General features: G+C 64.8%; 18 protein-coding genes, 1 pseudogene and 1 riboswitch. Of the genes and pseudogenes, 8 read left to right on the forward strand and 11 right to left on the reverse strand.

Features of this window, described 5'->3' with window-relative positions; all coding sequences use genetic code 11:
• Positions 1-118: 118 nt before the first annotated feature.
• The 4 genes from FGU64_RS10185 to FGU64_RS10200 all read right to left on the reverse strand — a co-directional run bounded on the left by FGU64_RS10185 (position 119) and on the right by FGU64_RS10200 (position 3468).
• Positions 119-1030, reverse strand: a complete 912-nt coding sequence (locus FGU64_RS10185; protein WP_139953151.1) for a TonB family protein — start codon at positions 1028-1030, stop codon at positions 119-121.
• The gene (gene exbD, locus FGU64_RS10190; protein WP_139953153.1) at positions 1027-1470 is read right to left on the reverse strand and encodes a TonB system transport protein ExbD; all 444 of its coding nucleotides are present in this window, start codon (positions 1468-1470) and stop codon (positions 1027-1029) included. The genes FGU64_RS10185 and exbD overlap by 4 nt, the downstream gene beginning before the upstream one ends.
• 11 nt (positions 1471-1481) lie before the next feature.
• A complete protein-coding gene (exbB, locus tag FGU64_RS10195) occupies positions 1482-2384 on the reverse strand; it encodes a tonB-system energizer ExbB (RefSeq protein ID WP_139953155.1) in 903 nt (300 codons plus the stop codon).
• Between the two features lie 103 nt (positions 2385-2487).
• Positions 2488-3468, reverse strand: a complete 981-nt coding sequence (locus FGU64_RS10200) for an AraC family transcriptional regulator (protein ID WP_139953157.1) — start codon at positions 3466-3468, stop codon at positions 2488-2490.
• Positions 3469-3679: 211 nt separating this feature from the next.
• Here FGU64_RS10200 and FGU64_RS10205 point away from each other — a divergent pair, with 211 nt between their 5' ends.
• From FGU64_RS10205 to FGU64_RS10220, 5 genes are all read left to right on the forward strand, one after another.
• Positions 3680-5830 (forward strand): TonB-dependent siderophore receptor, encoded by a 2151-nt coding sequence (locus tag FGU64_RS10205; RefSeq protein WP_246671286.1) that lies wholly within the window; start codon positions 3680-3682, stop codon positions 5828-5830.
• Positions 5831-5895: 65 nt separating this feature from the next.
• Positions 5896-6981, forward strand: coding sequence for an ABC transporter substrate-binding protein (locus FGU64_RS23420; RefSeq protein ID WP_210239067.1), 1086 nt, complete (start codon positions 5896-5898; stop codon positions 6979-6981).
• On the forward strand, positions 6978-8048 hold the full coding sequence (locus FGU64_RS23425) for an iron ABC transporter permease (protein WP_246671287.1): 1071 nt from the start codon (positions 6978-6980) through the stop codon (positions 8046-8048). Before FGU64_RS23420 ends, FGU64_RS23425 begins: the two co-directional genes overlap by 4 nt.
• On the forward strand, positions 8045-8848 hold the full coding sequence (locus FGU64_RS10215; protein ID WP_139953162.1) for an ABC transporter ATP-binding protein: 804 nt from the start codon (positions 8045-8047) through the stop codon (positions 8846-8848). The genes FGU64_RS23425 and FGU64_RS10215 overlap by 4 nt, the downstream gene beginning before the upstream one ends.
• Positions 8845-9888, forward strand: a complete 1044-nt coding sequence (locus tag FGU64_RS10220; protein WP_139953164.1) for a siderophore-interacting protein — start codon at positions 8845-8847, stop codon at positions 9886-9888. Before FGU64_RS10215 ends, FGU64_RS10220 begins: the two co-directional genes overlap by 4 nt.
• Before the next feature lie 16 nt (positions 9889-9904).
• Here the strand turns inward: FGU64_RS10220 and FGU64_RS10225 are convergent, their stop codons facing one another.
• The 4 genes from FGU64_RS10225 to FGU64_RS10240 are packed head-to-tail and all read right to left on the reverse strand — an operon-like array spanning position 9905 to position 14473.
• A complete protein-coding gene (locus tag FGU64_RS10225) occupies positions 9905-10684 on the reverse strand; it encodes an ABC transporter ATP-binding protein (protein ID WP_139953166.1) in 780 nt (259 codons plus the stop codon).
• Positions 10681-11682, reverse strand: coding sequence for an iron ABC transporter permease (locus tag FGU64_RS10230; protein ID WP_139953168.1), 1002 nt, complete (start codon positions 11680-11682; stop codon positions 10681-10683). Before FGU64_RS10230 ends, FGU64_RS10225 begins: the two co-directional genes overlap by 4 nt.
• A complete protein-coding gene (locus tag FGU64_RS10235; protein ID WP_246671288.1) occupies positions 11679-12548 on the reverse strand; it encodes an ABC transporter substrate-binding protein in 870 nt (289 codons plus the stop codon). The genes FGU64_RS10230 and FGU64_RS10235 overlap by 4 nt, the downstream gene beginning before the upstream one ends.
• 47 nt (positions 12549-12595) lie before the next feature.
• Entirely contained in the window at positions 12596-14473 is a 1878-nt protein-coding gene (locus tag FGU64_RS10240) for a TonB-dependent receptor (RefSeq protein WP_246671289.1), read from the reverse strand.
• Positions 14474-14643: 170 nt separating this feature from the next.
• Positions 14644-14849, reverse strand: a riboswitch (cobalamin riboswitch).
• A gap of 146 nt (positions 14850-14995) precedes the next feature.
• Between FGU64_RS10240 and FGU64_RS10245 the strand changes: the two genes are divergently transcribed.
• A complete protein-coding gene (locus tag FGU64_RS10245; RefSeq protein WP_136359734.1) occupies positions 14996-15667 on the forward strand; it encodes an adenosylcobinamide amidohydrolase in 672 nt (223 codons plus the stop codon).
• Positions 15668-15690: 23 nt separating this feature from the next.
• Here FGU64_RS10245 and FGU64_RS10250 read toward each other — a convergent pair whose 3' ends face one another.
• The 3 genes and pseudogenes from FGU64_RS10250 to FGU64_RS10260 all read right to left on the reverse strand — a co-directional run bounded on the left by FGU64_RS10250 (position 15691) and on the right by FGU64_RS10260 (position 18924).
• On the reverse strand, positions 15691-15927 hold the full coding sequence (locus FGU64_RS10250; protein ID WP_139953170.1) for a DUF1295 domain-containing protein: 237 nt from the start codon (positions 15925-15927) through the stop codon (positions 15691-15693).
• 277 nt (positions 15928-16204) lie between these two features.
• Positions 16205-17369, reverse strand: a pseudogene (locus FGU64_RS10255) (aminotransferase class V-fold PLP-dependent enzyme).
• A 604-nt stretch (positions 17370-17973) separates the two neighbouring features.
• Entirely contained in the window at positions 17974-18924 is a 951-nt protein-coding gene (locus FGU64_RS10260) for an MBL fold metallo-hydrolase (RefSeq protein WP_139953172.1), read from the reverse strand.
• A gap of 206 nt (positions 18925-19130) precedes the next feature.
• Here FGU64_RS10260 and FGU64_RS10265 point away from each other — a divergent pair, with 206 nt between their 5' ends.
• Positions 19131-19673 (forward strand): TRAP transporter small permease subunit, encoded by a 543-nt coding sequence (locus FGU64_RS10265; RefSeq protein ID WP_136359730.1) that lies wholly within the window; start codon positions 19131-19133, stop codon positions 19671-19673.
• Positions 19673-21145, forward strand: a complete 1473-nt coding sequence (locus FGU64_RS10270; protein WP_136359729.1) for a TRAP transporter large permease subunit — start codon at positions 19673-19675, stop codon at positions 21143-21145. The genes FGU64_RS10265 and FGU64_RS10270 overlap by 1 nt, the downstream gene beginning before the upstream one ends.
• Positions 21146-21165 lie beyond the last annotated feature (20 nt).

The following is a 21165-nucleotide window of genomic DNA, read 5'->3' on the forward strand; positions in this document are numbered from 1 at the left end:
ATCCGATGATCCGTCAAGCGTGCTCGGCGATGACGAAGAGGAAGGCCGGGCGTAGCGGATGAGCCTGGCTTCTCCGACGCCAGGCACGCCCCAAGAGCGAGGTTCGAACGGCAGCGGTTCAGCGGAAGCTCAGTGGGATCGCGAAAGCGTGGCGCGAGCCGCCAAGGCCGGCGGGCGGGGCCGGGACGCGCGCCGAACGGACCATGCGCAATGCCGCCTGATCCAGCCGCGCATCGCCGGACGAGCCGCTGACGCTGGCCGAGACGATCGCGCCTGACGAACTGACCACGAAGCTCACCCGGACGGTTCCGCGCATGCCGCGTACGGCACCCGCCCGTCGCGCGATGGCGGCACGCACCGCGCTGTTCCAGCGGGACGGATCGATAGTCGGTGCCCGCGATGCCGCGGAAGCCTGTGATGCGGGTGGCGTCGCCTTCCGCTTCGGCAGCTCGGCCTCCTTCGCCTTTTTGTCTGCGGTCTCGGCCTTCCTGCGCACGGGCTTCTTCTTCGACGGTTCGGCCTTCTCCTCGACCGGTCGTTCGGGGCGCGGTTGCGGCAAGGGTATGGCGACTTCCGGGGTCACCGCAGCAACGGTTTCCTCTTCCACCAACTCCGGCTCCTCAGGTTCGGCGTTGGTGGTTTCCACAGGCTCGGGCTCGGCTTCATCGGTAACCGGCTGCACGGTTTCCGGCTGGGCCCGCTGCGCCGTTTCCGCCGGCGTCTCCACCGCCTGTTCCGGCTCCGGCTGGACGGCCTCGGCCGCTTCCATCGGCTCGATCGTTTCCGGCGGCTGTTCCTGCGCAAGCGCCTCGGACTGGACGGCCTCAGGCACCGAGACGGGAAGCGGCGCCAAGTCGATCTCCATCGCCTGCTCGAGCGCAGCGTGCTCCGGCACGGGGTCGAAGTCGCGCAGCAGGTAGGCGGAGGCCGCATGCGCGAAGAGAACGACCGCGCCCGCGCCCAGCCACAGGCCGGCGTCCTTGAAAAGGGAGCGCTTCGCCAGCGCGATCTCGGCAGGGTCAGCCGTCATGGGTTTACGGCATCTTCCGGCGGCAGGCTCTCGATGCCGACCAGCGCGACCTTGAGATAGCCGGCCCCGCGCAGCAGGTTCATGACCTCCATCAATTCCCCATACTGGACGGCCTTGTCGGCGCGCAGGAAGATGCGCGTTTCCTTGTCGGTGCCGGTGATCCTGTCGAGCGCCTGGGCAAAGCCCTGCCGCGGCAGGGTCTCGTTGCCGAGCGAAAGCGTGAGGTCGCTCTTCAAGGTCAGGAAGGCCGGCTTGTCGGGGCGCGGCGTGGCGGCCGCGGTCGAGGCCGGCAGGTCGACGTTGACATCGACGGTCGCCAGCGGCGCCGCCACCATGAAGATGATAAGAAGTACGAGCATGACGTCGATGAAGGGCGTCACGTTGATCTCGTGCGTCTCCTCCAGGTCGTCGCCGACGCTTTCGCGAATCCGTGCGGCCATTCCGGTTCTCCCTATTCGGCGGCCATGGAACGGGCCGGCACGGCGCGATAATCGAGATCGCGGCTGACCAGCCGCTCGACGCCGGCGGCGGCGTCGGCCAGCACCTGGCGGTAGCCGGCGATGGCGCGGGCGAAGACGTTATAGATGACAACGGCCGGGATCGCCGCCACCAGCCCCAGCGCCGTCGCCAGCAGCGCCTCGGCGATGCCGGGCGCAACCACCGCCAGGTTCGTCGTCTGGGCTTCGGAAATGCCGATGAAGGCGTTCATGATGCCCCAGACGGTGCCGAACAGGCCGACGAACGGCGCCGTTGATCCGATCGTCGCCAGAAGGCCGGTGCCACGCGTCATACGCCGCGTCGCCTGCGCCTCGATGCGCGAAAGCCGCGAGGCGACGCGCTCCTTCAGGCCGTCTCCGCCGGCGTGGTCGAGCACCGGCGCGGTCAGGTCGACTTCCTGCCGCGCGGCCTGGACGAACAGGCTTGCCGCACCGCCTCCCATCGCCAGCGCCGCGCCCGCATCCTGCAGCGTCCGGGCGTGGACGATGCGGCTCACGGCGCGCTGCGTTCGCAACCGGGCGAAGAACAGTTCCAGCGTCTTGGCCAGCCACACCGTCCAGGTGACCAGGGAGGCGAAGGCGAGGCCGATCATCACCGCCTTGACGACGATGTCGGCGTTCATGAACATACCCCAGGGTGAAAGGTTGTGCGGCAGGAGCGCCGTGGGAACACTGTCCGCGCCGTCCCTGCCTGCCTGCCGCACGGTTTCGCGCCGGGTCGTTGTGGCTTGAGCCTGCGACACGGATGGGACCGCCGGCTCGACGACGGCGGGCGGATTCGGCGAAACCTCCTGTGCCGTCGCGATCACGGTCGTCAGAGCCAGAAAGGCCCATGCAAGGATGGCGGTAGATCTCATCGGCAACGTCCGTTCGCAAAATTTGTGGACAGATACACTCAACTAATACGCCCGTTCAATGGCGTATTTTTCAGGAAACGGCGCCCGACCGTGGCAAGCGGGTTCATGGTCTCGCCTCGCCGAGCACCTGCTTCGGCGTCGCCCCGAACTGCCGGCGAAACGCCGTGGCGAAGTTGGCCGCACTGGAATAGCCGGAGAGCGAGGCGGCTTCCTGGATGGTGCATTGACCAGCGCCGAGCATGTCCCTGGCGCGTTCCAACCGTGCGAGACGCATGTATTCGAAGACGCTCAGGCCGTGCGCCGAACGGAACAGGCGCTGCAGGCCGCTGGCGCTGACGCCAGCTTGCCGGGCCACGGCTTCGACGCTCGGCCATTCGCCTTCATGCGCCGCGATGAAGTCGCACGCCCGTGACAGGCGGACCCGCTCGCGCGGCGCCAGCGTAGCGCTTTTCCTCGGGAGGCCCTCGCCGCTCGAGGCAGCAAGGACTTCGGCGACGATCTCCACGACCGCGCTTTCGGCATAAAGCTCGCCGATGCGTGATGAACGCGGACCCGGCAGAAAAAGCCTGTTGACGAGTTCAGCCGCGCGCGACGTAACCCGCCACGCATGGCTGGCAAGGTGATCGCTGGCGAAACTGACGGCAAGGCGCGGATCGTCGGCTCCCTCGAGACCGTCGCTTTCCAGCCATTCGGGCGTCACCGACACGACGAGATGCTTGATCCTCTGCCGACCGGGGGAACGGCGGCGAAAGCTTTCCGCCCGGACACTGGGTATGACGAGGGCGTCATGCAGCGCTCCGCTGCCTCGAAAGCGAAGATCGCGATCGCCGATGCGCACTTCGACATCGCCTTCCAGGAAGAAGACACAGGATAAGCCCGCCTGCTGTGATGAAAGCGCGGTGAAGCCTTCGTCCTCGACGACATCGCTGCCATGAACGAAAAGACCATGACGCAGTTCCTTGTTCCAGAAGGCGCCGCGAAAAAGCGTTGCGTCCCCATGCAGGGAAGGTCCATCGACGCTCACGCCCGGCCGGCTCGCGAGATCTCCGACACGCATGATCCGTTCCGGCTGTTGTTCCGTCATCACATTTTTCCCTTAACCGCCGGGGAAGCCAACGATCTGCTTCGCTCGCAAATCACTTTGACGCTTCTGCAAAGGCGAAGCCGTTGCCCGGTGGCCTATCGTCCGTTACGACCCCACTTAACATGACTTTAAATATCATGTTTAGTGGGGCGATATGAATTTTTCCCGTCTGAATGCCTGTCTCGCAGCGTCCGCCGCCAGTGCCGTTCTGTTGACCGCGGGCAGCCTGCACGCGCAGCAGCCATCGGAAACCGAGCTGCAACAGGTCGTAGTCGAATCGGCGAACGGAACCGATGCGGGCAAAGGCACCGGTACAGTCAAGGGCATCGTCGCCAAGAAGAGCAAATCCGCCTCGAAGACGGCGACGCCGCTGATCGAGACGCCGCAGGCGGTGAATGTGGTGACGCGTGACCAGATGGACGCGCAGGGAGCGAACTCCGTCGCCGAGGCGCTGCGCTATACGCCGGGCTTGCAGGCGGACCCCAACGGCGCCGACATCCGCTATGACTGGCTCTACGTTCGCGGCTTCAATCTGTATTCGACGAACTGGCTGGACGGCCTCACCCTGCCGGGCGATCCCAGCAACTATGCGACGCCGTCGGTCAACAGCTATGCGCTCGATCGTGTCGAAGTCATCAAGGGGCCTGCTTCGGTTCTTTACGGGCGCTCGCTGCCCGGCGGTCTCGTCAACCTCGTCAGCAAGCGTCCGCAGGAAGAAACCCACCGCGAAGTTTCCCTGCAGACAAGCGCCTTCGGCGGCATCCAGGGTGCGGTCGACATGACCGGCAAGCTGACCGAGGATGGGCAATTCCTCTACCGCTTCATCGGACTGGGCAAGAACCTCGACACGCAAATCGACCATGAGGTCGACCGGCAGATCATGCTGGCGCCGTCGATAAGCTGGGTGCCGACGGACGACACCACCTTCACTGTCTACGGCTACTATCAGCACGACAATCCGGTCTTCAGCCCGCGCTTCTATCCGGCGCGCGGCACGCTTTTGCCCAACCCCTACGGCCAGATCCCGCGCGACGTATTCTTGGGCGATCCGGACTGGGGTTCGTCCGTGCGCGATTTCTACGCGCTCGGCTACGAGTTCGAGCATCGGTTCGACGAAACCTGGACCGTACGCCAGAACCTGCGCTACGCGGCGGCCGACCAGCACATGGACCTTGTTCTCGTCAATCCGGCCTTCGCCTATCCATTCCCTGGAACGCCAACCGGATCGCGTCTCGATCGCGTCACGGCCATCTCCGACGACGAGTTGACGGCCTTTACGGTCGACACCCAGGCCGAAGCCCATTTCGACACCGGAGACCTCAGCCACACGCTGCTGATGGGCATCGACTACGTGCGCGCGACTTCGGGCACCGAGTTCGGCAATACCGGACCGGGAACCTACGTCCCGCCCATCGACTACCTGAACCCCAGCTACGGGTTCGACTATCCGACGGCACCGGTCACGCGCTCCGGCCTGCAACACCAGCAACAGGTCGGCGTCTATGCGCAGGACCAGGTCCGCTACGGCAACTGGATCGGCACCTTCGGCCTGCGCTACGACCGGTCCGAAATCGACAGCCTGAACCGGCTGACCGATACGACGGTCAATACGGACGACGGCAAGCTGACCGGCCGCGCCGGCATCACATATCTGTTCGATAACGGACTGGCGCCCTACGTCAGCTATTCCACCGCATTCCTGCCGCTGCTCGGCTCGGATCGCCTGGGCAACCCGTTCGTGGCGCAGACCGCCGAACAGTTCGAGGTCGGCGTCAAATACGAACCTGTGCAAGGGCGCGGTATGATCGGCGTATCGCTGTTTTCCATGGATATCGCCAATGCGCTCACACCTGACCCCGCCGACAGCAAGTTCTCCGTCCAGACCGGCAAGCAGCGAGTGCAGGGATTCGAGATCGAAGGCAAATACGAACTGATCCCTTCGATCGATATTCTGGCCTCCTATGCGTATACGCATTCCGAGGTTCTGGAGTCGAACAACAAGGCCGAGCTCGGCCGCGAGATGCTGCGCCTGCCGGAGCATCAGGGTTCGCTGTGGGTCACCTACCGGCCCGATTTCGTGCCCGGTCTGTCGCTGGGCGCCGGTGTCAGGGCGCAGTCGTCCTACCAGACCGACAGTACCTACAAACCAGAACTGCGCATCCCTGCCCGCGCGCTCGTCGACATCGGCGCCGAATATGATTTCGGGGCGCTCGACAAGGACATGGAGGGAACCAAGCTGCGCGTCAACGTGACCAACCTGTTCGACGAGAAATACGTCTCGCACTGCCTCAACCTGACCGGCGGAAGCTGCAATTACGGCGCCGGCCGCGCGATCACGGCCAACCTGAAATACACATGGTGACTTGCGTTCGCAGTATAACGTCTCGGAGGCCCGGCGGTTTTCCGCCAGGCCTGCGGCTTTGCAGCATGACCATACTTGTCGTGCTGGCCTTGCTTTCTCTCACGCTGACAACGCAGGCGACACCGGTGGAAATCACCGACGTCATGAGCCGCAAGGTGACGCTCGATGCGCCGGCCCGGCGCATCGTCATGGGCGCGGGCCGACAGTTGCCGGTGCTGGGGCTTCTTCACCCGAAACCCGCCTCGCTGCTCGTCGCATGGCGCGGCGATTTCAAGCTCGATCCCGTCCAATACGGCGACTGGGCAAAGGCATTTCCGGAGATCGATGCTGTTCCCATCATCGGTGGCAACGCGGCCGACGGCCTGCCCGTCGAAACCATTGTGACGCTGAAGCCGGACCTCGTGGTGCTCAGCCTCTACGACGCCGAGGCCGCGCCGACCAGGCGCTCGATGGCCCTGCTGGAAGAACTTCATATTCCGGTGATCGTGGTGGATTTCTTTTCCCATCCGCTCGAAAATTCGCTGCCAAGCCTGAAGATACTCGGCCGGGCGATCGGCGCCGAGGCGCGTGCCGACGCCTTCGCTGCCTTTTACCAGAGTCATCTCGATCTGGTCCGCGACCGTCTGGCGAAGGCCAAGCCGAAGCCGCCGCGCGTCTTCATGCACGTCCATGCCGGCGGCATACCCTGCTGCCCGACGCCGGGCCACGGCGTCTTCAACGACATGATCGAGCTGGCGAGAGCCAGGAACGTCGCGCTCGAGCATGTGCCCGGCCTCTATGGCGACGTCAGCCTGGAACAGCTGATCGCCGACGACCCGGATGTCTACGTCGCCACCGGCGGCGCGCACCTTGCCGCGCGCGGCGGGCTGGTGCTCGGTCCCGATGTGTCGCCGGAAGCCGCGAAAGCCTCGTTCGACAAGCTGCTCGCCAATCCGGGCCTGTCGCAGTTGACGGCGGTCCGGCAGGGGCGCGCCCTCGCCCTGTGGCATATGTTCAACGACACCCCCGCCCACATCGCCATGATCGAATTCCTGGCCAAGGCGTTCCACCCGGATCTTTTCGCCGACCTAGACCCGCAGGCGACGATCGACGCCATCAACCGCGACTTCCTGCCGGTGCCGATGACGGGCACCTATTGGGTCGAGCGGTGAGCGCGACCGTGCAATCCCTCGATCCCTCGGCGGCGGCTCTCCAGGCCTATGCGCGTCTGAAACGGCGCCGGCTGCTGTGGATCGCGCTCCTGGCACTGGCCACGGCCGCCTGCTTTCTCGTCGATCTCGGTTCCGGCCCGGCCGCCATACCGCCTCTCGACGCGCTGGGGTCCATGCTCGGTCTCAAGCAACTGACCGCCGCGCAGGAAGTGATCCTGTGGCAGCTGCGCCTGCCCGTCGCCCTTATCGCCGTTCTGGTCGGCGCGGCCCTCTCGCTGGCCGGCGCGGAGATGCAGACGGTGCTCGCCAACCCGCTCGCCGAGCCCTTCACGCTCGGTGTGTCGACGTCAGCCGCGCTCGGCGCTGCGCTGGCGATCGCCACAGGCCTCGGCTCCTCCTGGCTGCCGGGGTCGTGGCTCGTCGCCGGCAACGCCTTCGTCTTCGCCATGGGTTCGCTGCTGCTGGTGCAGCTTCTGGCGCGCTTCAGCGACGCAGGCGCCGAGACGATGGTACTGCTCGGCATCGCGCTGGGCTTCACCGCCAGCGCGCTTCTATGGCTGGTGCAGTTCGTCGCCTCCGCAGACGCGCTCCAGCAGATCGTCTTCTGGACCATGGGCTCGCTTGCCCGCGCCGACTGGACAGTGGTGCCGATCATGGCGGTCGTCCTGATCGGCCTGGCGCCGTTTTCCCTGGCGTCCTCCTGGCGTTTGACCGCGCTGCGGCTGGGCGAGGAGCGGGCCGTCAGCCTCGGCCTCGACCTGCGTCGCCTGCGTCTCCTGGCGCTGCTTCGCGCCAGCCTGCTGGCGGCCGCCAGCGTCGCGTTCGTCGGCGTGATCGGCTTCGTTGGACTGGTCGCGCCGCACGTCGCCCGCATGATCGTCGGCGAGGATCATCGCTTCTTCCTGCCCGCCAGCCTGCTGACGGGCGCCCTGATGGTCTCGGCAGCCTCCATCGCCTCGAAGCTTGCGATACCCGGCATCACGCTGCCGATCGGCATCGTCACGGCATTGATCGGATTGCCGGGCTTCGTCTGGCTCGTCCTTCGCCGCCACAGGCGAACGCCATGAGCGGGGGCGTGGCTCTTCATGTCGACGGCTTGGCCGTCGCCTACGGCACACGGCCGGTGGTGCGCGCCCTCACCCTGCCGCCGATATCGGCCGGAACCGTGACCGTGCTCGTCGGCCCCAACGGTGCCGGCAAGTCCACGGTTCTGAAGGCCCTCGCCCGGATCGTGCCGTCATCTGGAACGGTGAAATTCGGCGACGACGACTTGCGGCCGTTGTCGTCGAGAGACCGTGCGCGCACCATCGGCTTCATGCCGCAGACGGTTCCGCCGGCCGCCGAGCTGACCGTGATCGAAAGCGTCATCGTCTCCCTGCAGGCGGGACATGACAGCGCTGACGCGGAAAAGCGCGCCATCGCGGTCCTGCGTCGGGTCGGTATAGCCGAACTTGCGTTGCGACCGCTCGACCGCCTGTCCGGCGGCGAGCGGCAGCTCGTCAGCCTTGCCCAGACAATCGCACTGTCGCCGCCACTGCTCTTTCTCGACGAACCCACCAGCGCGCTGGATCTGGCCCGGCAATACGACGTGATGCAGCTTGTCCGGTCCTTCGCCGCGGAAGGCGCGGCCGTGGTCCTGGTCATGCACGACCTGACGCTTGCCGCGCACTGGGCCGACAGCGTCATCGTCCTCAACAACGGTCGGCTCCACAGCGCCGGCGTGCCGTCCGAGGCGATCACGGCCTCCATGCTGAAAGAGGTCTACGGCGCCTCGGCTTCCGTCGAGACGATCAGTGGCCGTCTCTTCGTCGTGCCGTCCGACCCAGGCGCTTCAGCCAATACAGATGAGAGAAAGAGGCAGCCATGATATCGGCGCAGGCAAAGATCAGGCTTGGCAATCCTTCGGCCGTCCTGACGGCTCTCCGCGATCATATGGTCGAGCACGACATCGATATCCATGATGTCGAAGACGTGGTCGTCGCACATATCCGCGCCGGCGAGGCAAGGCTGCACGCGGGCGACATCGAACTGTCCCTCGAAGCAAGGGCGCCGAGCCAGTCGCAGCTCGAGAACCTCGCGAGCTTCCTCGCCTCGCATGTCCTCGAATTCGCTCATCCGGAAAAGCCCGGCATCGAATGGTCGGGCCTCCAGGCCGGCGCGCGGTTCTCCGACTTTCGCGAAATGGTGGTGACCCGCGTTGAAGACCTGACGCCGCAAATGCGCCGGATATCGCTGAAAGGCGAGGATCTCGACCGCTTCGACACGGGCGAAGACCTGCATGTACGGCTGTTCTTCCCGCCGCCGGGCCAGGAACCGCTTTGGCCGGTGCGCGGCGCCGACGGGCTGGTGCAGCCGGCGCCGGAGGAGCGAAAACCGGCGGTGCGCAAATACACGATCCGCCGCATCAACACCGACGCCGGAACCCTCGACATAGACTTCGTGATTCACGAGGCGGCCGGGCCGGGCAGCGATTGGGCGAAGGGAGCCGCGCCCGGCATGCGCATCGGCATGGCTGGCCCCGGCGGCCGCAGCGCCAAGCAAGCCGACTGGATGCTGCTGGCAGGCGACGAAACCGCGCTGCCGGCGATAGCCCGTATCCTGGAAGGCCTGCCGGTGACGGCTGCAGGCATCGTCGTTCTGGTCGCCGACAAGACCGCCGACGCGATCGCGCTGCGCCATCCGCCCGGCTTCCGGGTCGAACGGCTGGACCGCCGGTCCGGCTCGGCCGATTTTACCTCCACCGTCCTGGCAATCGACATTCCCCGTGACCGCACGCGGTTCTGCTGGGCAGGCGCCGAATTCGATGAAATCCAGGCCATCCGCCGCCATTGGCGTGACACGGTCGGTCTTTCGTCCGGCGAGCAGCTGGCCGTTGCCTATTGGCGTGAAGGAAAGGCAGACAGCTGAAGCGTGTCGCGATCTTTCAGGTTCGCTCTGAAAGATCGAGGGGGAGCACGATCATGCGGCCCTCGACTTCGCCGAAATAGGCCCTGACGCGATAAACCGACTGGAGGTTGTCGGCGGTCACGACAGCCTCCGGCGTCCCGTCTGCCACCACGCGCCCGCGGTCGAGGAGGATCAAGCGCGTGCAGCTTCGCGCCGCGAGGGCGAGGTCGTGCGTCGAGACGACGACGCTGCGCCCCTGCTCCGCAAGTGACCGGAATGCCCGCATGAGGCCGATCTGGTGCGCCGGATCGAGGCCTGCGGCAGGCTCGTCGGCCAGCAGAAGCGGCGTTTCCTGCGCCAGCGCACGGGCGGCCAGCACGCGCGCCAGTTCGCCGCCCGAAAGCGCCGTCGCCTGGCGCTCACGATAAGCCTCGACGTCCATCATGCGCATGGCGGTATCGACGGCGGCGCGGTCGGCCGCCCGCAACGGCGACAGGCGCGGCAGGTGCGGCAGCCGGCCGAGCGCCACCAGCGCTTCAACCGACATCGCCCAGGCGACGTCGCGGTTCTGCGCCACGAAGGCTACTTTCAAGGCACGCCGGGCTGCCGTCAGCACGCGCCCGTCCTCGCCGTCGAGAACGATGCCGCCGGTGGCCGGCGTCAGCCCCATGACGGCGCGCAGCAGCGTCGACTTACCCGCCCCGTTGGGCCCGATGAGGCCGACCAGTTCGCCCGGCCCGACGGCGAACGAGATGTCGTGCAGGACGGGCCTGCCGCCGAGCGCGGCCGAAAGATGCGCAACAGAGAGCAGCGTCATGCCACCTTCCTCCGCTCGCGCCAGACCAGCCAGAGGAAGAACGGTGCGCCGACGATGGCCGTCAGCACGCCGAGCTTCAGGTCGCGCTCCGGCGCGACGACGCGCACCAATATATCGGCGGCCAGAACCACCGAGGCGCCGCCCAGCGCGCTGGCCGGCAAAAGGCGCGACGGTCGCCCGCCTGTCAGCGGCCGCAAAAGATGCGGCACGACCAGTCCGACGAAGCCGATGGCGCCGCTGACCGCCGTCGCCGCTCCGACCGAGGCGGCGGTGCCGAACACGGCGAGGAACTGTACGCGGCGCATGTCGATGCCGAGGCTGGCGGCGGTATCGCCGCCCAGCGTCAGGGCGTCCAGAGCGCGACCGAGCGTCAGCAGCGCCGCCCAGCCCGCCAGCATGAAGGGCAGCGCCAGCCACACATGCGTCATCGAACGGTCGGTCAGCGAGCCGAGCATCCAGAACATGATCTCCAGCGCGGCGAAGGGATTGGGCGACAGGTTGAGCGCCAGCGAGGTCATGGCGCCGGCGAAGCTGGAGACGGCGACGCCGGCGAGGATCAGGGTCAGCACGCTGCCGCGCCCCCCGGCCATCGCCTGCACGACGACGACGGCTACCACGGACGCGGCCAGTGCCGCCAGCGGCAGCGCCAGCGGAAAAACCGTGCTCAGCCCCGTATAGATGGCAAGCACGGCGCCCAGCGAAGCCGAAGCGCTGACGCCGATCAGCGCGGGCTCGGCCAACGGGTTGCGCAGATAGCCTTGCAGCACAGCGCCCGACAGGCCGAGCGTCGCGCCGACCATCAGACCGAGCAGCGCGCGCGGCAGGCGGATTTCCCGCATGATGAGCGCGATGGCGTCGCGCCGCTCCGAAAACAGCGCCGACAGGCTGTCGAAAAAGCCGATGCCGGCCGGCCCGACCAGAAGCGACAGGCAAAACAGGATGAGCGTCGCCGCGTACAGAAGGCCCAGCGCCATATGGTAGCGGCGGGTGTCGCTCATTTCGGAGACGCCTTGCGGGCATCAGCGCCCTGCGACAACAGCCGCACCGCCTCGACGGTGAACGGCGCGCCGCAGATCGTGTAGCGCGAGGCGATATCGACCGCGCCGCTCAGCGCCGCCTGCGCCCGGAAAGCCGGATGCTCGAACCCCTGTTGCGCCAGCGCCGGCGCCGAATAATTCCGGTCGGCGGTGACAAGAAGATCCGGATCGGACAGCACCAGCAGTTCCAGCGGCAGGCGTTCCATGCCGGCAAAACCGAACTTCGTCGCGATGTTGACCAACCCCGCCTTCGTCATCACGTCGTCGATCAGCGTGCCGCTACCGGACGTATAATTGTTGGCGTAGTAGATCGCGGCGGTCATGCCGGCGTGGTCGCCGACCTTCACCGCCGCCAGCCGCCCATCGAGGTCGGCGATCAATTGCTCGGCGCGCTGCGGCTGGCCGAGCACGTCGCCCATGCGCCTGAGGCTGGCGCGGATATCGTCGAAGGAATTTTCGGGGGCGAACTGCTCGACCCGGATTCCCAGCCGGCGCAGCAAGTCGACGGTCGCGCCGGCCGTATAGGTCCCCGCCAGCACCAGATCGGGTTGCATGAGGAAGATCTCCTCTGCCTGTCCGTGATTGACCGCATAGCGGCCGGCCTGCGGCGCCATCACCGAGGAGACGGGATCAGCGGCCAGGAAGGACACGGAATGCAACTGGCCGGGCTCCGCGACCAGCATCGCCATCTGGTCGGTGCACAGGTTCATCGAAACGACACGCCGCGGCATGGACGCCGCAGCCGCAGGAAACGCAGGGTGGGCGATTGCCAGCATCGCCGCCAGCGGGGCGAACAGCGCTCGACCTTTCCTTGTTTCCGGCATCATCATCCTTTCAAGGCCGCGCCCAACAGCGCGGCCCCGTTCATGGAGCGTCAGAACGTCCTCGTAAAGCTCAAGTCGAAAGTCCGTCCCGGCGCGCGATAGCCGAGATTGGTCTGGTATTGCTCGTCGAAGATGTTCTCGACGGCGAATTTCAGCCTCGAACTGGCATCGATGGTGTAGAGCGCGGTGAAGTCGGCGGTGACGTAGTCCGGCAGCCTTTCATGCGTGAAATCGTAGATGTAGCGGCTGGCGCCATAGAGCACCTTGGCCGTCAGGTCCAACCGCTCGGCCGGACTGTAGGTGACTTCCGCCGTCGCCTTGAAGCGGTCGCTGTTGACCAGATATTTGCCCGTGTCGCGGTCGATCGGCCGGCGCAAATCGAGCGATACCCTGCCGCTCCATTCGTCGGAGAAACGGTGCGAAAGCTCGGTCTCAAAGCCGGTGATCCGGGCACGGCCCACATTGACGGGCGTGAAGTTCTGGTCGAGCGTGATCGCGTCGGTCAGCATCGTCTGGTAGAAGGCGACGTCCACCGTCGTGTCGGCTCCCATCCGCCAGTTGAGGCCGGCTTCCCAGGAGCGCGACTTCTCCGGCTTCAGGTTCGGGTTCGACGCCGGCGGAAAGCCTGGGAACGACGGATAATAGAGGTCGTTGAAGGTCGGCGCCCTGTAGCCCGTCGCATAGGAGGATCGCAGGGTCAGGTCGGGCGTGATTTCATAGCTGGCGCCGATATTGTAGGTGGTCACGCCGCCGAACTGGCTGTTGTCGTCGTAGCGGATGCCGCTGTCGATGCGCAGCGCCTCGTATTCAGCTGAATACTGGCCGAACACCGACGAGACGGTGCGAGCGTTGACGTCGTAGTCGACGGTGGAATCCACCTTTTCTCGATAGGATTCGACGCCGCCGGTGACGACGTTCTTCACGCCGCCGGTGTCGAAACTCTTTTCGGTCGAGGCGAAGACGCCGTAGCGGCTCGTATCGAAGCGGCTGTCGCCCGGCTGATCCTTGCGGAAGTTCCTCTGATTGTCGATGCCGGAATAGAGCTCGACCGTCGAGGACCAGTCCTCGGAATGGTCGATGCGGGTGCCGATCTTGCCGGTGAAGGTGGTGGTATACTGCTGGTTGTCGAGGGGAAAGGCGTTGTCGTAGCGGGTTCTGCCGCGCGCCACCAGGGCATCGCCATAGATGCGGCCCCAGTCGAAATCCCTGGCGATCGACATGTTCGCCGAACCTTGCAGAAAGCCGTTGTCGCCGGATTCGTGGATACCCCATGGCGCGTCCGGCGTGGTGAAATCGTAGCCTTGCGTGCCGATGATGCTGGCGCCGGCCGAATAGGTCAGGCCGTCAGCCTCGCCCCGCACGTTGCCGGACGTGTAGCCACCCCACGGGTTCATGACACCAACCGTCGCGCTGCCGCAGACTTTGCGGTCGTCCCCACAGGAGCCGCCCTGTCTGGTGATGATGTTGACGACGCCGCCGATGGCGTCGGAGCCGTATTGCGCCGAGTGTGCGCCCTTGGCGATCTCGATGCGCTCCACCGAATCCAGCGGGATGTTGAAGATGGATGCGCCACCCGACGTAGCGGACGCAATGCGCACGCCGTTGACCAGGATCAGCGTCTGGCTCGTCTTGGTTCCCCGCACCGAAACGCTGGCAATCGAACCCATGCCGCCATTGGTGCTCACCGAAACGCCCGGATATGACCGGAGCAGGCTCGGCAAGTCCGGTGCGGCCGACTTCTTGATCTCGGCTTCATCGATGACCGTCACCGACGAAGTCGAACGCACCAGCGGACTCTCGCGCCGGAGCGGCGTGCTGATGTAGATGGGCTCGAGCAGTGTCGGCCCGGAGGTCGGGGCGTCCTGCGCCAGCGATTGCGTGGAAATGGCCGAAGACAGCGCCCCAGCCGCAATAAGAAATCTTCTCAAATCTGCCCCCCAAACGGCTCAAAGGCACGACGGCATCATGCCGGTTTCAAAAACCGCAAGTGGACCGGGATCAGGGACGTTACAGGACAACGCTCCGCCCGCCCGCATGCGGCAACACCAGACTGTGTCACCGCAACGGACGGCCGCGCCTGCCCACCCCTCGTGGTCAAGCATGGGTGACTGGAACAGGCAGGTCTCCTGACTTCCGTGTCGTCGCCCCCGTCCGCCTTCCCGGTCAGCGAGGCTGACCAGTGGCATGTGGGTTGGAGGCTCTACGGTTACAGTTGCGGGGGCAGTCGCGGATTTGGCTGTCGCCAGCCTCACCGTGTTCCCTTTTCATCCGTCTCGCGACGGAACCGGCTCCAGGGGAACCCTTACCGATCGATGGAAGGCGCTGTCAACGGCGAACTCCCGCCATGTCACGAACGCCCCTTTCCCGTCCGCTTCTGTTCCGGCGGCAAAGGACAGACGTAGTCGGTCCCGAGTCTTGTCCGCGGAATCTCAACATGTGAGAGATGCCCGATGAAAGCCTTCTCGATCCGGTGCGACAGCCCAATCCTTGTAGCCGAGTTCACGCGGCCTCACGCAATGCTGAGCTGGTCGCTCACCCGGCCGGGCTTCACCTCAGCCAACAGCGTCGCGTGGCTGCACGTCAGAGACGACGACCTGCCGCTCGGCCTCGACCCGGTCCAGTTCCTGAGGGACCGGATGTCGGCTGCGGGATTGGATGACGCGGTGCATCTCATGACCTCGCGCGATATCCGCAAACATCATGTCGCGGAAGCATCGGTCGGGCTCGCCGCCGCCACCTGCCTTGCCACGGTGGGGCTTGGCAATGCGGCGCGCGTCGGCTCGGCACCGGCGCTCCACGATCGCGCGGGAACGATCAACCTGCTCGTCCATGTCGACCGGCCGTTGTCGCAGGCGGCGTTCGTGGAAACGGTTTCGATCGCGGCGCAGGCTCGCACAGTCGCGCTCGTTGAGCTGGAATGGAAACCACATGGCGAAGTCGTGACCGGCACCGGCACCGACTGCATCGTTGTCGCCGCACCTGCCGGGAATCCGGAAGAACAATTCGCAGGTTTGCACACCGACATTGGATCTGCTGTCGGGCGCGCCACTTACGATGCTATCACGTTCGGCGCAAAGGCGTGGATTGCCGAGCAGCCTCCTCTTGGTCTTGCCGAGAGATAAATCGTTGCATCCCTGACACCGGATCACCAGACGAACGGGATCAGCATTTTGGTGCGTGCCGCATAAACCGTGTATTGCTTGCCGTAGTGGTCAGCGAGGTGTCGATCGAGCGCCGGCGCATTGAAAAAGCCAAAGAAACAAAGCGTGTAGATCGGAATGAGGGCGGCCCAGACGGTGTGAGCGACAATTGCGTAAGCGCTGACCCAAAGGATATCGCCGAAAAAGTTGACGTGGCGCGACAGCGAGAAGAGCCCATTCACGTAGAGTTTTCCCTTGTTTTCGGGGTCCTTCTCGAATCTGTCGCGTGCGAATCCCGATCCGGTGTTGAGATAGCAGCCCGCGGCAGGCGACGAATGGCGTCCTCAGATGATCGACGATGGCGTCGCCATCGCGATTGCCATCGGGTCGAGAACTAGGCCACAGAGCCAAAAGCGCATTCACGACAGCGATAGCTCCCCGACAGGATCGACACGAGGCCAGCACCCCGACGACGGTCACGCAACCCGCCGGTGAACCATGCGCCGAAACTATAGCCGGTTATGACGGGACCGTATTGGCCAGTACCGTCGATGCGGCGTCCAGGCCGCCCTTGCGATACGGAACCTGGCAAAGCGAAAGCCCCATCTCGACACCGGCCAGCGCGGCCATCAACGTCAGGTCGTTGGCCTCTCCGAGATGCCCGATGCGGAAAACCCGGCCCGCGACCTTCCCCAGGCCTGCTCCCAGAGACATATTGCAACTGTCGAGAACCGCCTTCCGGAACCGGTCCGCATCGTGCCCCTCGGGCATGACGACGGCGGTTAGGACAGGCGAATGCTCCCGCTCGTCCTGGCATTGTATGTCGAACCCCCAGTTGTGCACGGCCGCGCGGGCGGCCGCCGCCAGGCGCTTGTGGCGGGCGAAGACGGCTTGCAGTCCCTCTTCCTGCAGCATGGCCAAGGCTTCGCGCAAGCCGCATGTTGGTGGCGGGCGTATAGGGAAAGAAGCCGGTGTTGTTGGGCCCGAGCATATCGTTCCAATCCCAGTAGGAACGAGGCAAGCGGCTTTCCCGCGATGCGGCGATCGCTTTCTGTGACACTGCGTTGAAGCCGAGCCCCGGCGGCAGCATGAGCCCCTTCTGCGAACAGCTCACGGTGACGTCGATCCCCCATTCATCATGGCGCAGGTCCGCCGATCCGAGACCGGATATGGAATCGACCAGGAAGAGAGCCGGATGGCTGGCCGCATCCATGGCCTTGCGAATATCCGCTATCCGGCTGGTGGCGCCCGTCGAGGTCTCGTTGTGCACGACCATGACGGCCTTGATCGCGTGCACCCGGTCCTCCGCCAGCACGGCCTCGATGCGTTCCGGCTCCGCGCCGCGGCGCCAGTCCCCGGGCAGGAATTCGACCTCTATTCCCCAGCGGCGCGCCATTTTGCACCATAGCGATGCGAAATGCCCCGTCTCGGCCATCAGCACCCGGTCGCCGGGCGAAAGCGTGTTGACGATCGCGGCTTCCCAGGCTCCGGTTCCGGAGCCTGGATAGGTGATGACAGGCCCGGATGTCTGGAACACGGCTTTGCATCCCTCCAGAACCTCGTGGCCCAGTTTGCCGAAGTCCGGCCCGCGATGGTCCAGAACGGGCATGCCGATAGCCCGCAAGATGCGATCCGGAACCGGACTGGGTCCTGGAATCTGGAGGAAATGCCGTCCCTGGGCCATACGCTGACCTCCTGTCATCGATTGTGAGAAATACGTTCGAAGCCGTGCCGGCAAAGATCATGGAAGTGCTCCGGAGAGCCTGACACGATGTCGTCCAGCAAATCGTTGGCAGATGCCATGTCCTCGCCGTACAGGGCCGAGAATACGGCAACGCCGGCCTCGTGGAGCGGCAGCCGAACGCCGGCGAGACGCCCGAGGTGGCGTAGCACCAGCCGTCGTTGGGGTAGAGGATGACTGGACGCTCGCCATAAGCTTCGGGATCGATATCCGGCTCAAGCCGCCGCAACTCCTGCGCCGGCAGCATCTCGGCCGGATAGCCCCAGGCCTGGAGTTGCCGGAACTTCTTCTCGGAACTGGTGCGGTCGGTTCCGCCGGCCTCAGCTTCCGCATCCTGCCACTGGACGATGCCAGGCCGCGGATAACCGCGCCTTCAATTCTCTCTGCAAGCAGCGTCTTCAAATCGGCGAACGCGGCTCTCAGATCCAGGCCGTCGACGGTTGTCCTAAAGCATGATGCCGAAAAGTTGCAGACTTTTCGGAAAACATCATGCTTCAAAAACAAATGGTTAGAGCGAAATACCGATACAGGGAAACGGCATTTCGCTCTAACCGTTCAATTGCTCCCAGACCCGAAGGTCGCGCTCGGCGGTCCAGATGCGCGGCGTGTCGATCCCTAGGGCTTCGTCGTAAGCCCGAGCGACGTTGAAGGGTAGGCAGTGCTCGTAGATCGCATAGGTCGAGAATTTGGGATCGCACTCGGCCCGGCAGGCGTCCCAGGCCTCCTTCAGCGAGCCGCCGCCGCGCGCAACCCGCGCGATCGGCTCGAAAGTCGAGCGAATGAAATCCTTGGTGTTATCGAGCGCCTCGCCGACCATGCGCGAACCTACCAGCGCATCGCCGCGACCGGGTACGATTGCATCCGGGTCGAAGGCTCCGATGGCATCGATGGTCCCGGCCCAGTCGGAGAAATGGCCGTCGCCGCAATAGCAGGCGGAATGGTATTCGACGATGTCTCCGGTGAACATGACGTTCTGGTCGGGCACATGGGCGACGATATCGCCCGCCGTATGGGCGCGACCGAGGTGCATCAGGTCGACGCGCCTCTTGCCGAGATAGATGCTCATCCGGCCCCCGAACGTCATCGTCGGCCATGTCAGGCCGGGAATGCTCTCATGGCCGCGGAAAAGGCGGGGGAAGCGCTGGAATTCCGAATCCCAGTCCTCCTGGCCACGTTCCACGACCATCGACCGCGCGGTATCGGACATCACCACATGATCGGCCCGGTAAGCGGAAGCGCCCAAAACGCGCACGGCATGATAATGCGACAGCACCACGTAGCGGATGGGCTTGTCGGTAACGCCGCGGATCTTCTCGATAACCTTGCCGGCCAGCTGCGGCGTCGCCTGCGCATCGACGATCATCACCGCGTCGTCGCCGATGATGACGCCGGTATTGGGATCGCCCTCGGCGGTGAAAGCCCAAAGGCCCTTCCCGACCTCGCTGAAGGAAATCGCCTTGTCCGTGGAATCGTTTTGCGAGGCAAATGCCTTTGACATTTCGTCCTGTTCTCCGTTCAACGCGTCTGGTGCCGCTTCGGTTGCGACTGCATCGCTTCTGCGAGTGGGGATGCAGTCAGAAGTGTTCACCAATCGGCGACTATTGCAAAATAGCAAAAACATCTGTTATTAACGAATCCTGTACCGATCGACAAGAGTGCATTCGCTTGTGGTTCCGGTCGCTTGTGGTCCTGGGGAGGAGAACCATGTCAACGCTAATGGCGCTCAGCCGTGCCATCGACACTTTGCTCGAGCGGCTTGGCCGCATCGGATCGCTCGCGCTTCTCGGGCTGATTGGCGTGGTCATCTTCGACGTGGTGACGCGGCGCTTCATGAACATCGGGTCGACCCAGTTGCAGGAGGGCGAGTGGCACCTGCACACCGTCCTCATCATGCTCTATCTCGGCCTCGCCTACGTGAAGAACGTCCACGTCCGCATCGACCTGGTGCGCGAGCGGCTGTCCGAACGCAAGCAGGCCTGGATCGAGCTTCTCGGCTGCCTGTTGCTCTTGATGCCGTTCTGCATCGTAGTCGGCTATCACGCCACCCACTTCGCCTGGACGTCCTATATCCGCCACGAAGTCTCGCAGTCCGTCGACGGCCTGCCCTACCGCTTCGCCATCAAGGCGATGCTGCCTCTCGGCATCTACCTGCTCGCCCTCGCAGGCATCAGCAGGATCATCGTGAGCTTGAACACCATCCTGTCTTCTGCCGGCAGCGATACCACCGCGAACGCAGGAGCGCGCTGATGGCCTTGTCCCTGGAATACCTGCCGCTGTTCATGTTTCTGGCGATGGCGATCCTGCTGTTTTCTGGCTTCCCGGTCGCCTTCGTTCTTGGCGGCGTCGGCATCGCCTTCGCCTTCACCGGTATCCTGACCGGAGTGCTGATCCCCATCCAGCTCTACACAATCACCACGCGCATGTGGGCGGGTGCTGCGGAAAACCTCGTCCTGACGACGATACCGCTGTTCGTTTTCATGGGCATCATGCTGGAGCGTAGCGGCGTCGCCAAAGACATGCTGAACAGCCTGCAACTGGTGCTGGGTCGCGTGCCCGGCGGCCTGGCGCTGGCGGTGACGCTGCTCGGCATCATCCTCGCGGCGGCCACCGGCATCGTTGGCGCCTCGGTCGTCATGATGAGTATGCTGGCATTGCCCGTCATGCTCGACCAACGCTATTCGGTCCGCCTGGCGACAGGCACCATCGCCTCGTCGGGAACGCTCGGCATCCTCATCCCGCCCTCCATCATGCTCATTGTCATTGCCGACCTCTTGTCGCGGTCGGTCGGGGTCATGTTCATGACCGCCTTCGTGCCCGGCCTGCTGCTCGGCGGCCTCTATCTCGCCTATATCCTGCTCATCTGCTTGTTCCGGCCGGACATGGCGCCACCTCCCAAACGTCTGCCGGGCACGGTCTCATGGAGCGGGCTTGCCGTCACGCTCGCGGTCGGGCTCGTTCCCGCCTTCGTGCTCATCTTCCTGGTGCTCGGCTCGATCATCTTCGGCTGGGCCACGCCCACCGAATCCGCCGGCGTCGGCGCCGCCGGCGCGATGTTACTGGCCTTCGTCATCAGGCCGCTGATCTACGCCGGCCTGAGCTTCACCCGCTTTGCCATTCCGAACTCCGCCGCGACAGAGACACGGGGCGGCTTGATGGCGCGGCTGGTAGCTGAAACGCGCGGCTGGTGGCCGACGCTGAAGGACGTGCTGCACCAGTCGGCGCTGACCACCGGCATGATCTTCATGATCATCCTGTGCGCCACCGTCTTCGCGCTGACATTCCGTCTGCTCGGCGGCGAGCACCTGGTCACCGACTACATCAAGCATCTCGGCCTTTCGCCCTGGCACCTTCTGATCATCGTCATGGGGCTGGTTTTCTTCCTCGGCTTCTTCTTCGAGTGGATCGAGATCACCCTGATCGTGCTGCCTGTCTTTGCACCGATCCTGCTTTCGCTCGATTTCGGCGATCACGTCGCCAAGGCAGATGTCGCCTACTGGTTCGCCATCCTGCTGGCGGTCAACCTGCAAACGTCGTTCCTGACGCCGCCCATGGGACCGTCCCTCTTTTACATGAAGGCGGTTTCCCCGCCGGGCGTGCGCATGCAGGACATCTACTGGGGCATCATTCCCTTCGTCCTGCTGCAGATCATCGGCCTCGGCCTGGTCATGGCCTTCCCGCAGATCGCGCTGTGGATGCCGCACATGCTTCTCGACAAGTAAGCGCAAGACGCAGGGAGGAT

The organism is Mesorhizobium sp. 8 (genome assembly GCF_006351905.1).
Lineage (GTDB): Bacteria > Pseudomonadota > Alphaproteobacteria > Rhizobiales > Rhizobiaceae > Mesorhizobium > Mesorhizobium composti.

What these genes read in the sequence shown, in the direction of transcription:
- FGU64_RS23420 (WP_210239067.1), top strand. Translation starts at nt 5,896, where the DNA reads ATGACCATACTTGTCGTGCTGGCCTTGCTTTCTCTCACGCTGACAACG.
- FGU64_RS10245 (WP_136359734.1), top strand. Translation starts at nt 14,996, where the DNA reads ATGAAAGCCTTCTCGATCCGGTGCGACAGCCCAATCCTTGTAGCCGAG.
- FGU64_RS10185 (WP_139953151.1), bottom strand. Translation starts at nt 1,030, where the DNA reads ATGACGGCTGACCCTGCCGAGATCGCGCTGGCGAAGCGCTCCCTTTTC.
- FGU64_RS10200 (WP_139953157.1), bottom strand. Translation starts at nt 3,468, where the DNA reads ATGACGGAACAACAGCCGGAACGGATCATGCGTGTCGGAGATCTCGCG.
- FGU64_RS10270 (WP_136359729.1), top strand. Translation starts at nt 19,673, where the DNA reads ATGGCCTTGTCCCTGGAATACCTGCCGCTGTTCATGTTTCTGGCGATG.
- FGU64_RS10225 (WP_139953166.1), bottom strand. Translation starts at nt 10,684, where the DNA reads ATGACGCTGCTCTCTGTTGCGCATCTTTCGGCCGCGCTCGGCGGCAGG.
- FGU64_RS10260 (WP_139953172.1), bottom strand. Translation starts at nt 18,924, where the DNA reads ATGTCAAAGGCATTTGCCTCGCAAAACGATTCCACGGACAAGGCGATT.
- exbD (WP_139953153.1), bottom strand. Translation starts at nt 1,470, where the DNA reads ATGGCCGCACGGATTCGCGAAAGCGTCGGCGACGACCTGGAGGAGACG.
- FGU64_RS10215 (WP_139953162.1), top strand. Translation starts at nt 8,045, where the DNA reads ATGAGCGGGGGCGTGGCTCTTCATGTCGACGGCTTGGCCGTCGCCTAC.
- exbB (WP_139953155.1), bottom strand. Translation starts at nt 2,384, where the DNA reads ATGAGATCTACCGCCATCCTTGCATGGGCCTTTCTGGCTCTGACGACC.
- FGU64_RS10220 (WP_139953164.1), top strand. Translation starts at nt 8,845, where the DNA reads ATGATATCGGCGCAGGCAAAGATCAGGCTTGGCAATCCTTCGGCCGTC.
- FGU64_RS10265 (WP_136359730.1), top strand. Translation starts at nt 19,131, where the DNA reads ATGTCAACGCTAATGGCGCTCAGCCGTGCCATCGACACTTTGCTCGAG.
- FGU64_RS10230 (WP_139953168.1), bottom strand. Translation starts at nt 11,682, where the DNA reads ATGAGCGACACCCGCCGCTACCATATGGCGCTGGGCCTTCTGTACGCG.
- FGU64_RS10235 (WP_246671288.1), bottom strand. Translation starts at nt 12,548, where the DNA reads ATGATGCCGGAAACAAGGAAAGGTCGAGCGCTGTTCGCCCCGCTGGCG.